This window comes from Sorangium sp. So ce131, assembly GCF_051519095.1.
GTDB lineage: Bacteria > Myxococcota_A > Polyangia > Polyangiales > Polyangiaceae > Sorangium.
Window position 1 is genome coordinate 6,897,267 of record NZ_CP150455.1, and the last position, 11,413, is coordinate 6,908,679.

General features: G+C 73.9%; 12 protein-coding genes. 6 read left to right on the top strand and 6 right to left on the bottom strand.

Going from position 1 to position 11,413, the window contains the following annotated elements; translation table 11 throughout:
- Window positions 1-29 precede the first annotated feature (29 nt).
- Entirely contained in the window at window positions 30-854 is an 825-nt protein-coding gene (locus WMF43_RS25195; RefSeq protein WP_437683804.1) for an MBL fold metallo-hydrolase, read from the bottom strand.
- A 123-nt stretch (window positions 855-977) separates the two neighbouring features.
- Here WMF43_RS25195 and WMF43_RS25200 point away from each other — a divergent pair, with 123 nt between their 5' ends.
- The 6 genes from WMF43_RS25200 to WMF43_RS25225 all read left to right on the top strand — a co-directional run bounded on the left by WMF43_RS25200 (window position 978) and on the right by WMF43_RS25225 (window position 8,131).
- Window positions 978-2,330 carry a hypothetical protein gene (locus WMF43_RS25200; RefSeq protein ID WP_437683805.1) on the top strand — a complete coding sequence of 451 codons (1,353 nt, stop codon included), beginning with the start codon at window positions 978-980 and terminating at the stop codon, window positions 2,328-2,330.
- Between the two features lie 171 nt (window positions 2,331-2,501).
- Window positions 2,502-3,368, top strand: coding sequence for a formylglycine-generating enzyme family protein (locus WMF43_RS25205; RefSeq protein WP_437683807.1), 867 nt, complete (start codon window positions 2,502-2,504; stop codon window positions 3,366-3,368).
- Window positions 3,369-3,561: 193 nt separating this feature from the next.
- Complete coding sequence (locus WMF43_RS25210; protein ID WP_437683809.1) at window positions 3,562-4,461, top strand: 1-acyl-sn-glycerol-3-phosphate acyltransferase; 900 nt, start codon at window positions 3,562-3,564, stop codon at window positions 4,459-4,461.
- A 147-nt stretch (window positions 4,462-4,608) separates the two neighbouring features.
- Window positions 4,609-6,039: a protein kinase domain-containing protein gene (locus WMF43_RS25215; RefSeq protein WP_437683811.1), complete on the top strand. Its 1,431-nt coding sequence runs from the start codon at window positions 4,609-4,611 to the stop codon at window positions 6,037-6,039.
- Window positions 6,036-7,088 carry a hypothetical protein gene (locus tag WMF43_RS25220; protein WP_437683813.1) on the top strand — a complete coding sequence of 351 codons (1,053 nt, stop codon included), beginning with the start codon at window positions 6,036-6,038 and terminating at the stop codon, window positions 7,086-7,088. The genes WMF43_RS25215 and WMF43_RS25220 overlap by 4 nt, the downstream gene beginning before the upstream one ends.
- The gene (locus tag WMF43_RS25225) at window positions 7,088-8,131 is read left to right on the top strand and encodes a hypothetical protein (RefSeq protein WP_437683815.1); all 1,044 of its coding nucleotides are present in this window, start codon (window positions 7,088-7,090) and stop codon (window positions 8,129-8,131) included. The genes WMF43_RS25220 and WMF43_RS25225 overlap by 1 nt, the downstream gene beginning before the upstream one ends.
- Window positions 8,132-8,197: 66 nt before the next feature.
- On the opposite strand, the gene WMF43_RS25230 is transcribed toward WMF43_RS25225, so the two are convergent.
- The 5 genes from WMF43_RS25230 to WMF43_RS25250 all read right to left on the bottom strand — a co-directional run bounded on the left by WMF43_RS25230 (window position 8,198) and on the right by WMF43_RS25250 (window position 11,398).
- The gene (locus tag WMF43_RS25230) at window positions 8,198-9,007 is read right to left on the bottom strand and encodes a hypothetical protein (RefSeq protein ID WP_437683816.1); all 810 of its coding nucleotides are present in this window, start codon (window positions 9,005-9,007) and stop codon (window positions 8,198-8,200) included.
- 10 nt (window positions 9,008-9,017) lie between these two features.
- Window positions 9,018-9,788, bottom strand: a complete 771-nt coding sequence (locus tag WMF43_RS25235; RefSeq protein WP_437683818.1) for a DUF2914 domain-containing protein — start codon at window positions 9,786-9,788, stop codon at window positions 9,018-9,020.
- A 135-nt stretch (window positions 9,789-9,923) separates the two neighbouring features.
- Window positions 9,924-10,118, bottom strand: coding sequence for a hypothetical protein (locus WMF43_RS25240; protein ID WP_159397320.1), 195 nt, complete (start codon window positions 10,116-10,118; stop codon window positions 9,924-9,926).
- A gap of 357 nt (window positions 10,119-10,475) precedes the next feature.
- Window positions 10,476-10,709 (bottom strand): hypothetical protein, encoded by a 234-nt coding sequence (locus WMF43_RS25245; protein ID WP_437683820.1) that lies wholly within the window; start codon window positions 10,707-10,709, stop codon window positions 10,476-10,478.
- 92 nt (window positions 10,710-10,801) lie between these two features.
- Window positions 10,802-11,398, bottom strand: a complete 597-nt coding sequence (locus tag WMF43_RS25250) for a hypothetical protein (RefSeq protein WP_437683822.1) — start codon at window positions 11,396-11,398, stop codon at window positions 10,802-10,804.
- Between the last annotated feature and the right edge of the window lie 15 nt (window positions 11,399-11,413).

The following is an 11,413-nucleotide window of genomic DNA, read 5'->3' on the forward strand; positions in this document are numbered from 1 at the left end:
CGGCGGCGCGCGAGGCCGTACCCGCCGCGCTACAAGCTCGAGAACAGATCGAGCTGGCGCACGCCGAGCGGCGGCGGCGGCGGCAGCGCCGCGTCGAGGACGAGCGGCCCGCGCGGCGGCGCCGCGACGAGGCGCGTGCGCTTGCCGAAGAGCGCGTCCCGCGCGGCGTCCAGCGCGAGATCCGGGCGGTTGTTGCGCTCGGAGAGGTGCATCAGCGCGACCGTGTGGGTGCCGCCGGGCAGCGCCGCGAGCAGCGCGCACGCCTCGCGGTTCGACAGGTGGCCGCGCGACGACCGGATCCTGCGCTTCAGGTGCTGCGGGTACGGGCCGCTCTCGAGCATGTCCACGTCGTGGTTCGACTCGAGCAGCAGCACGTCGCAGCCGGCGACGTGCTCGAGCAGCCCCGGCGGGATCTCGCCGAGGTCGGTCGCGAGCGCCGCCCGCCGGGCGCCGTCGTCGACGACGAGCGCGACCTGCGCCGCGTCGTGCGGCAGCGGCCGCGGGGAGAAGGTGAGCGCGCCGATCGCGAACGGCTCGCGCGACGAGAAGATCCGCACGCGCTCTGGATCCCCGAGCGCCGCCGCACGCGCGGTGGCCTCCGACGCGTAGATCGGGATCTTGAGCTTCTTGTTGTACCTGGCCGCCGCGCCGACATGGTCGGCGTGCGCGTGTGTGATGACGATCGCGTCCAGCGCGCAGCCCGCCGCGCCGCCCGCGCCGCCCGCGTCCACCGCCGCGACGCACTGCGAGAGCGTCCGGGGCCCGACGCCCGCGTCCACGAGGACCCTCGTGCCGCGGGAAGCGAACAGCGTGGCGTTGCCGCCGCTCCCGCTCGCGATAATGGTGATCTTCATGTCGGGCTCCGCGGGACGGGTGGCCCCAGACCCGTAGCGCAGCCCCTGCCCCGGCGGCAAGCGCGCTGAGCGGCGCGAGGCGCTCGCGGGGGCGCGCAAACGACGCTACAGGAATTCCACGCCGTGGAGCCCGCCTCTCCCCCCTCCCCTGCCCCCGACGCGGAACCGCCGCGCAGCGAAGCCCCCGGCGGCGGCAGCGCGCGCCGCCGCCGCCGGCGCGCCGCGATCGCGGCGCTCGTCGTCGCGATCCTCGCGGCGGCCGTCGCCGCGGTCGTCTTGCTCGCGCCGCCCGCGATCCGCCGGGAGATCATCGCCGAGGCCCGCGCGCGCGGCGTCGCGCTGGATCCCGGCGCCGTCGACCTCGGGCTCGGCGCGATCCGCCTGCGCGGCGCGCGCTTCTCCCTGCTCGGGGTGCGCGGGCTCTCGGGCACGATCGCGCGCGCGACGATCGAGCTGCGCGGGCTCTCGCCGGCGCGGATCGCGGCGGAGGACGTCGCGATCACGGCGGCGGGCGTCGACGCGCTGGAGGGCCTGCCGGCGTGGGCGGCGCAGCACGGCGCGCGCGCGGCAGAGCTGCCGCTCGCCGCGAGCCGCGTCCGCGTCGGCTACCGGGATCACGAGGGGGCGCCGGAGGTGTTCGCGCTGGCCGACACCGCCGTCCGGCGGGGCGCAGCCGGCGCGGGGCAGCGCGCAGCCGGGCCGCAGCCGGGCGCGCCGCCTCCGGAGACCGGCGTCCTCCGGCAGGCGCGCGTGCTGGTCGCCGGCGAGGAGGTGGCGCGCACCGACGTCGCCTGGTCGCTCGGCGCGGCCTCGCTCTCGCTCGGCTTCGGCGGGGGGGATGTCCCCTCCGCGCCGGTGCGGGCCGAGCTCCGGCCGCTCCCGTCGCCGAGCGCCAAGCTCGAGCTCGCCCCGGCGCCGCTCCCCGCGATCGCCACCTTCCTCGGGCTCGACGTCGGCGCCTCGCCGGTGATCGTCGCCGGCACGGTCGATCTGCGGCTCGCGGGCGGCGCGGACCGGGCGGCGCTCTCGGCGGCGCCGCTCGACGGCGCGGTCGCCCTCACGCTGAAGGGTTTCACCTTCCCTCACCCCAAGGAGCTCGACGGCCTCCTCTTCGGCGACACCACGACCTTCAAGGCCGATGTGCACCTCCCGGCGGACCGCCAGCGCGTCGCGCTCAGCCGCGTGGAGGTCGCCGCCGGCGCGCTGAAGCTCGGCGGAGCGGGCGAGATCCAGCGCGCCGGCGCGGACGCCTCGATCGGGATGGATCTGTCGGGATCCGTCCCGTGCTCGCTGCTCGCCGGCTCCGCCGCGAAGGCGCACCTGACCGGCGTCGTGGGCGTGCTCGCGGGCGACCTCGCGCGGCGGGCGCTCGCGGGGTCGGTGTCGGTCCAGGTGCGCGTCGACGCGCGCGCGAGCCGGCTGACGGCGGCGCGTGTCACCCCGCGCGCGATCCTCCACTGCAAGGTCCGCCTCTGACGGCGGCGCGGAACAGGCGAGACGCGCGAGACGGGCGAGACGCGCGAAACAGAGAAGACCGATGACGCAGACGAATTGACGCAGCGAACCAGGGCGGGAAACACGGGGAGCGCTGCGCGCGGCCTCGACGAGAGAGCGCCGCTCTGGCACTCTGAGCGTGAGGAGCCCGCAATGCGCTCTGGAGCTCTCGCGTTCTCTCGCGCCGTCCGGACCACGTCGCTCCTGGCGCTCATCCCCCTCTCCAACGCTGCTTGCACCGGCGATGTCGGCGGCCGCCATGACGACGCTCCCGGCAGCGGCGGAGAAGGATCCGCGGCGACGTCCTCGTCCTCGATCACCTCCGTGGCGTCGGCCAGCGGCGACGGCGCGGGCGGCGCGGGCGTGGCCGGCGCGGGCGCTGGCGCGGGCGGCGCGGGCGGCGACGAGACCACGCTGGCGGAGCAGCCGCTCGAAACGGAGCCCGAAGGGCCGTGCCCGCCGGACATGGCGCACGTCGACGCGTATTGCATCGATCGCTACGAGGCACCGAACGTGGAAGGCGCGCTGCCGCTCGTGATGGAGAGCGCCGTGTCGGCGCAGGCCTGGTGCGAGGAGCGCGGCAAACGCCTCTGCACCGAGGACGAGTGGGACGCGGCCTGCGAGGGGCCCGAGGGGTACGTTTATCCGTACGGGAACACCCACGAGGCGGATCGCTGCAACGACGGCAAGACGTGGAGAGCGCCCGATGAGGCCGCGCTCAACACCTGGCCTTCCGAGGAGGCGATGGCCGAGGTCCAGGCGCTGTACCAGGCCGAGCCGAGCGGCTCGCGGCCCGGGTGCGTGAGCGCCTTCGGGGTGTACGACATGACGGGCAACGTCGAGGAGTGGGTGGTCCGCACCCGGTACCACGTCAACGAGTATCCCCACATCCTCATGGGCTGTTACTGGTCGGGCTGCTTCGGCGGCGCGAAGCCGCGGTGCGGCTCCACGAACCCGGCGCACGCGGACGGTTTCCGGTTCTACGAGACCAGCTTCCGCTGCTGCCGCGACGCCCGGTGAGCGCGCGCCGCCCTTCGAGGGCGCACGGGCGCGCGGCGACGGCGGGACGGTAACCCGGAAGCGGACGCGCGGCGACGGCGCGCGGGCGCGCGGGCGCGCGCCGACGGGGGTCCGCAGCTGGCCAGCGGGCGCGCGGGCGACCCGGCGGATCCGCTTCCCCTCGGGCGCGCCGCAGGTTAGGGCGAGAGGACCGGTGCTGACCCTGCCAAGAGAGACCCGCCCCGGCCTCGATCTCGTGAAGGACGCGCTCGCCGCGCTGAGAGAAAAAGGCCGCGAGCGCCCCCGCCCGAACGACCTCGACGCCCGCGATCCGGCGTTCATCGCCCGGCTGCTCCCGCTGCTCGGGCTCTTCTACGACGACTACTTCCGCTGCGAGACCGAGATTGAAGAGGAGCTGCCCGAAGGCCCCTTCCTCGGCGTCAGCAACCACAACGCGATGACCGGAATGCCGGATATGTACTGCCACATGACGGCGTTCTGGCGCCGTTACGGGCCCTCGCGCCCGGCCTACGGGCTCATGCACGACCTCCCGTTCAGCGTCCCGAAGGCCGGGATCTGGCTCAACGCGTGCGGCGCCATCGCCGCGAGCCAGGAGAACGCGCGCCGGGCGCTCGCGCGGGGCGCGGCGGTGCTGGTCTTCCCCGGCGGAGATCTCGACGCCTGCAAGCCCACCTCGGCGCAGTACACGATCCGCTTCGGCCGGCGCCGCGGCTTCGTCCGGCTCGCGATCCGCGAGGGCGTGCCGATCGTGCCCGTCGTGAGCGTGGGCGCGCACCAGTCGCTCTACATCGCCACGGACGGGCGCAGGCTCGCCGAGTGGCTCCGCCTCCCCCGGATCGCGCGCTCGAACGTCGCGCCGCTCGGCCTCGCGCTGCCGTGGGGGCTCATCGTCGGCGTCCCCATCCCCCACGTGCCGCCCCCCGTGAAGATCCACACACGCATGTTGCGCCCGCTGCACCTCGGGCTGCCCCGGGAGGCCGCGGACGACCCGGCCGAGGTGGAGCGCGCGTTCGAGCGGATCGTCGCGGTCATGCAGGCTGGGCTCGACGCGCTCCGCGCAGCGGGCAGGCACGGCCTCTTCCCCCGGGGCTGACCGGCCGAGGCAGCTTGATGCGGGCGCGCATCGCGCCGGTGGGCGACGCTCGCGGGCGGCGAAAGCTGCTGGCCTGCGACAAAGGTCGCTCGACCTCGCGCAGGTCTCGGAAAAAGGAGTCCGTTCATGTAGGCTCGAGCGCCAGCCGTGACCCCCGACCGCACCGCGCAGCTGCTCGCACCGCTGGCCCAGCCCGGAGAGCTCATCGGCGGCAAGTACCGCGTCGAGCGGGTCGTGGCCATCGGCGGGATGGGCGTCGTGCTCGCGGCGCGCAACGAGGAGCTCGGCCTCCCGGTCGCCATCAAGATCCTGCGCCTGGACGCCCTCTCGAACCACGAGGCGGTGGCCCGATTCCTGCGTGAGGCGAGCACGGCCAAGCGCCTGCAGGGCGAGCACGTCGCGCGCGTGTTCGACGTCGGCACCACGGAGAGCGGCGTGCCCTTCATGGTGATGGAGTTCCTGAGCGGGCTCGATCTCCAGCAGGCCATCGAGACCCGCGGCCCGCTGCCCATCCAGGACGCGGTCGACTACGTGCTGCAGGCGCTCGAGGCGGTGGCCGAGGCGCACGCGGCCGGCATCGTGCACCGGGATATCAAGCCTTCGAATCTGTTCCTGGCCGAGAACGCCGACGGGACGCGGCACATCAAGGTCCTCGATTTCGGCATCTCGAAGGGGCAAGGGCTCGACTCGCCCGCCGAGCCGGGGCTCACGTCGACCAAGCAGGTGATGGGCTCGCCCGGATACATGTCGCCGGAGCAGATGATGGCCCCGAAGAGCGTCGACGGGCGCGCCGACGTGTGGTCGTTCGGTGTGCTCCTGTACACGCTCGTGACGGGCGAGCCGCCGTTCCAGGGCGAGACGGTCGCGGCGGTGATGGCGAACATCCTGCACCAGCCGGTGCCGCGGCTGCGCGACAAGCGCGGCGACGCGCCGGCCACGCTGGAGCGCATCGTCGAGCGCTGCCTGGAGCGCGACGTGACCGCGCGGTACGCGAACGTCGGCAAGCTCGCGCAGGCGCTCGAGCCGCTCGGGTCGAGCTTCGCGAAGCTCTCGACCTCGCGCATCCAGAGCGCGATCGGCGCGGCGTCGCCGGCGGGACAGACGCTGCTCAACTCGCGGGGCCCCGAGGACAGCGACCGGCTCTCCGGCGCGTCCTGGACGCGCACGACCTCCCGCCGGCGGTCGCGGCGCAGGCTGATCGTCGCCGCCGGCCTGGCCGTGCTCGCCGGCGTCGCGGGCGCGGGCGTGTGGCTGATCGCCTCCCCGCGCGGGGCGCCGAGCGAGGCGAGCTCCGCCGCGGCGCGCGAGCCGGCCGGCGCCGCGCGGCTCGCGCCGCCCGCGTCGGCCGCGCCGCCGGTGCCGAGCGAGCCCGCCCCTGCCGGGGTCGGCGCGACGGGCCTGGCCTCGGCGGTGGAGCCCGCGGCGCCGGCGCCGACGGGGTCTCCGTCAGGAGCTGAATCCGCATCACGGCCGAGGGTCATGGCCTCCGGGGCGCCGGTCAGGCCAGGCCCCGCGCCGAGACCGCATGCGCCGGCGAGGCCGGCGAGCGAGGCTGACATGCTGAGGAGTCGCCATTGAGATTGTTCCGAGCGCGAAACGCGGGCGCATGGCTCGCGCTGCTCTCCGCCATGGGCCTGCCGCTGGCCTCGCAGGCCCAGCCGACGGCGGCCGACAAGGCCCTTGCGGAGGGGCTGTTCCAGGACGGCAAGAAGCTCATGGATGAGGGCAAGATCCCGGAAGCGTGCGCGAAGCTCGCCGAGAGCCAGCGCGTCGACCCCACGGTCGGCACGCTGCTGAACCTCGCGGTCTGCCACGAGAAGGAGGGCAAGACGGCGAGCGCGTGGGCCGAGTTCAAGGAGGCGTCCGCGCTGTCGGCGGGCATCGGGCAGCAGGATCGCTCGCAGTTCGCGGCGAAGCGCGCGGCGGCGCTGGAGGCGCGCCTGACGCGCCTCGCCCTGGAGGTGGCGCAGCCGGTGCCGGGGATGGTGATCACGCTGAACGGCAAGGAGCTGAGCGCGGCCGCGGCCACGGGCTCGGGCATCCCGGTCGATCCGGGCGCCGCGGCGATCGAGGCGAAGGCGCCGGGCAAGCAGCCCTGGTCGCAGCAGGTCACGCTCGAGCCGGGGTCGGGCACGAAGCAGGTGACCGTCCCGCCCCTCGCGGATGTCCCCGCGCCGGCGCCGGCGGCGCCGTCCCCCCCTCCCCCCCGCCCCGCCGCGGCGCCTCCGCCGCCGGCGAGCTCGACCGCGGCGGCGCCCGGGTCCGGTTCCGCGGGCAGCCCGATGCGCACGCTGGGCTTCATCGCCGGCGGCGTCGGCGTCGCGAGCCTCGGCGTGGGCGCGGTGCTCGGGGTGCTGACGCTCCGGAAGGCGGCCGACGTCGAGGACGGCTGCAGCGGCAGCTTCGGCTGCAGCCCGGCGGACGTCGCGATGAACGAGGACGCCCGGACGACCGCGATGGTCTCGACCGTCACGGTGGGCGCCGGGCTGGCGTGCCTCGGCGCCGGCGTCGCGCTGGTGCTGATGTCCCCGTCGCCGGAGAAGACGGCCGCGGGAGAGCGGCGGCTCTGGGTCGCGCCCGGCGTCGCCTCGGACGGGGGTCGCGTGATGCTCGGAGGCCGATGGTGATGCGAAGCTCAGGCGTGGCTGCCGCGGCGCTCGCCGCGATCGCGCCGGTTCTGCTCGGCTGCGCGCAGATCGCGGGGCTCGAGGAGCGCCAGGCGTTCGAGCTCGTCACGATCGCCAGCGACCAGCCAGGTCCTCTCGCCGTCGCGCTCGACGAGGAGGCGGTCTACTGGATCACCGAGGGCAACGACGGGCCCGAGGGGGAGTTCCAGGGCGGCGCGCTCCGCAAGCAGGTCAAGGACCACCTGGAGGTCATCGATCTGATCAAGCCCTCCCACGAGGCGCCGCACGCCCTCGCGGTGGACGCGGCGCAGATCTACTGGTCGACCACCGACCTCGCTTACAGCCTCGACTGCGCGGAGCTCGAGGACGGGGATCCGGACAAGGACCGTGACAAGCTGTGGCGGCTATCGAAGCAGGCGGCGTTTCCGGCCGCGAGCGGGGAGACGCTCTGGGGCAGCTGCGGCGAGGCGGTGGCGATCGCGCTGAACGACGCGAACGTCTACAGCGCGCGGCCCGGCGCCGAGGGCATCACCTGGATTCCCAAGGACGGCAGCAGCGGTCGAAAGTGGCTGGTGCAGGGCACCGTGCCCGCCGGCGTGGCGGCGGACGGCGACCACATCTACTGGACGGACGACGCGGACGAAGAGATCTACGTCATCGACCTGAGCGAAGCGGAGCCCAAGGCGACCTCGGTTACAGACACCACGCTCGGGCCGCGCCAGATCGTGCTGGATAACGAGAACCTCTACTGGGTCACCTCGGACAGCGTCATGCGGCGCCCGCGGACGGCGTCGCCCGACGAGGCCTCGGTGTCGCTCTTCCAGGGCTCCGTGAGGCCCAATGGCATCGCGGCCCACGGCGACTACCTCTACGTCACGGACAAGGACGCGGGCGTCGTCTACAAGGTCCGGAAGGACAAGTCCGCCCCCGAGGTCGTGATCGCGCTGGGCCAGAAGGAGCCGATGGGGATCGCGGCGGACGAGACGGGCGTCTACTGGGCGAACAGGTTGTCCGGAGAGATCGTCAGGTACTACGACTACTGACGTGCCGCCGCTGGACAGGCGGCGTCCGCCCGGGAGGCGCTCTGTCCACCTGCCGGGCTTCCGGGCTCACTCGACCTGCAGGTGGTAGTGCGGCGGCCGCGACTCCTCCAGCGCGAGCACGCCGCCGACCTCCTCGACGCCCTCCAGGAAGGCGCGCCTCTCGGAGGCCGTCATGTCGCGGTTCCGGATGTCCACCGCGCCCTCCCGGAGGTGCGCCGAGATGAACACGCCGCGCTCGATCTGGGCGCGGATCACCTGCTCCAGGCCCTCGATCACGGCCTCCGAGGGCTCGTCGGCCGAGACCGCTTCCTCGTAGGCGCTCTTGATCTCGCGGGCCGCCGCCTTGTCCCGGTACAGGCCGAGCACGTCGGCCCCGTGCCGGAAGAGCCCGAGCATCGCCTCGGCCTGCCGCGCTGGGTCCCGCGTGCCGCTCGTGACCACGAGCTCCTTTCCGGTCCGCCGGAAATAGGCTTCGGCGATCTCCGCGACCTTCTGCTCCACGGCAGGCGCGAGATCGACGCCGGGCAGCACCACGTAACGGACGTGCTCGCGCGCCTCCTCGCGCCCCAGCGACGGCGCGCTCCGCGGCCGCTCCGCCGGCGCGCGCGGGGCGATCTCGGGCGGCTCGGCCTCGTCGAGGTCGAGGTCCTGGACCTGGAGCGACAGCACCCTGGCCGCAGGTCCGTCGGGCAGCCAGAAGTTGAGCCCCACGTGCGCGGGACCACGCGCAGACGACGAGGGGCGTCCCGACGCGGAGAGCTCGGGCTGGGACGCGGGCACCGAGGCGCAGCCGCCCGCGAAGAAAGCGATGACCAGGACGGCAGCGGCACCGGCGCGCTGGAGGAGCGACGGGCGCGAGCGCAACTTGCAAACCACGGGTGTCTCCCTACTTCGTGATCGTGAACGAGGTGCGCGCGAGCTCGTTGCCTGCCGCGTCGCCGACCGTGACCGCCCAGACCCCGGCGGCGCGCGCCTTGCGCGTCGCCGCCCACGTGCGGAAGCGCCGCTCTGCGCCGACCGCGAGCCGGATGGGCAGCGGCGCGCCCCCGTCGGGCGGCGTGAAGGTGACGGTGATCTCCGAGGTGGCCCGCGCCTTGTTCGAGAGCTCGACGAAGGCGTAGAGGCGGTCGATCTCCGCGCTGACGAACGAGGTCGCCGGCTCGAGCGGCTCGCGGCCGGTGATGCCCCGCGACACGACGAGCCGCGTCACCTGGAGCTCCGGCGCCGCGGCGGCGCGCTCCTCGCCGGCGTCCTGCGCCGCGCGCCCAGCGCCCTCCTGGGCGATCACCTCTCCGGCCGACCCCGACCTGCGGCGCCTCCCCCGCGCCGAACCGCGCGCCGAGGGGGACGTGCTCCCCTGCTCGAGGCGCCCCGCGTCGCCGCTGCCCTCCGCCGCCGCGTCGCCGTCCGCGGCCGCGGCGAGCGGCGGCGTGCCGCCCTTCGGCAACCCCGGGGCGGCTGCGCGCGCCGGCCCCTCTGGCCCGGCGCCCGGCCTGGCCTGGGCGGCGCGGCTCAGCGCGGGCGGCTCTTCCCGGGCGATCCGCGCGATGGCGTCGCTCGGGTCACCGCACCCCAGCGTTGAAACGAGCGCTGCGCCGCCGAGCGCGGCCGCGAGCGCCAAGACCTTCCCTGTCCGCTTCGTTCCCCGGGTGTCCACACCGACGAGGTGCCACGATTCAGCGGAGCGGGCGAAAAAACGGCGACCCCGCGGCCCGAGGCGCCGCCATGCGGCCGGCGCAGCGTGGGGCCCGCCTCGAGGCCTGTCCCGGCGAGCGCCTGGAGCGCCCCGGCGTCAGCGTTTCTTGCGGGACCAGCGCGAGCCGTTGGTTAACTCACCGTCTGGTGCGGTGCCGAAGGTCTTCACCGCGCTGTCCTCGATCATCAGGATGAGCAGGCCTCCGCTCGCGCCTCGTGCCGTCGTCGCCCGGGATCCCTGGCTTGGCTCCCGCGACAAATGGTCCGAGCCTTCCGCTGCGATCTGCTTCATCTCCGAACTCCTTACAACGCTGCAACCTGGCGACTCCACCCCAGCTGCCTGGCCGGCTGCACTTCTGTGCACCGTCCGAGGCGAGAAACTGAGCTCGGCGCGAGGACGCCAATAGTTACAGAATAGTCACGGCTCGCTCCGGAAATCATCAGGAAAAAGCGAGCTCTTCCGGCACGTCTGTCTGTTCTGCCTGTTCTGTCTGTCTAGACGAATTTTGGCCGGATTCTGTCCGACATTCAGTGTTCGCGTGTCTAGCACGTCGTTGAGCGATCCCCCACCGCGACCACCGACGTCCCGCACATTCAGCGCCCAGCGTTCAGTTTCAGTCGCACTGAATTCTCGCTGCGCTTTGTCGTTTCAGCGGCGGCCGAAGCCGGACAGCTGTCGCGCTGCGGCGACCACCTCATCGCAGTCGATGCAGCGCATGACCCCATCGACGAGCTCCATGCTGCCCAGGCTGCCGCACTCGGGGCAGCGGCTCGCGACCTGATGTTTGCTCTCCTCGCAGAGCCGGTTCTGCTCCGCCGCGGCCTCGGCTTCGACGCGGAAGACCTCGGCCGGCGGGCGGGCGTCTCGCTTTCGCTCCTCCATGGTGGCGCGCAACCTACCACAGGCCCGGAGCTCACCGCGAGCGCTGCGCGGGCAACCTGCCGTGTCGCTCGCGCCGAACGTGCTTGACGTGCTCAACGCACCGATTCCAGCAGGTTCCGGAGCGCCGAGCGCGCCGACTGCACGGTCTCGTCCGGCCCCACCATCCTGAAGAACCAGGTGCCGCGATCGGGCGTCCTCACCGCCGCGCCGAGGAGCCGGTAGCCGTCCTTCACCATCTCCACCGGCGCCCGCTTGCGGGCCCGGGCCTTCGGTCCGAGCGCGATCGTGTACGTGCCGCTCACCTCCACCGTCTCGACGCGCATGCCGCGCACCTCGAAGGCGCCGCGCTTGGCCCTCGCCCCGACATCGCCGTCGAACTGCGAGAACCACTCCTTGAAATTCAACTCGACGTCTCCCTGGCTCCCCAGCCCGAACCAGAGGACGTGCACCTCGACATCGTCCTTGTCGTCGGCCGACCGAGGCACCCGGTACACCACCTTCTGCGGGCCGCCGCGCGGCGCGTCGAGCGCGGCCCAGCCCCCCGGGACGTCCCACCGGAGCGGCTCGACCCCGGGCGCGCTGGAGACCGCCGGCGGCGGCGGCTCCGGTTCGGCCGCGGTCCGCGAGCACGCGCAGACCCCGACCGCCAGGAACGCTGCTCGGGCGAGCGACGAGCCGCGTGGGCGCACGGGGCCGACTCTACC

What these genes read in the sequence shown, in the direction of transcription:
- WMF43_RS25195 (WP_437683804.1), bottom strand. Translation starts at nt 854, where the DNA reads ATGAAGATCACCATTATCGCGAGCGGGAGCGGCGGCAACGCCACGCTG.
- WMF43_RS25245 (WP_437683820.1), bottom strand. Translation starts at nt 10,709, where the DNA reads ATGGAGGAGCGAAAGCGAGACGCCCGCCCGCCGGCCGAGGTCTTCCGC.
- WMF43_RS25240 (WP_159397320.1), bottom strand. Translation starts at nt 10,118, where the DNA reads ATGAAGCAGATCGCAGCGGAAGGCTCGGACCATTTGTCGCGGGAGCCA.
- WMF43_RS25205 (WP_437683807.1), top strand. Translation starts at nt 2,502, where the DNA reads ATGCGCTCTGGAGCTCTCGCGTTCTCTCGCGCCGTCCGGACCACGTCG.
- WMF43_RS25225 (WP_437683815.1), top strand. Translation starts at nt 7,088, where the DNA reads ATGCGAAGCTCAGGCGTGGCTGCCGCGGCGCTCGCCGCGATCGCGCCG.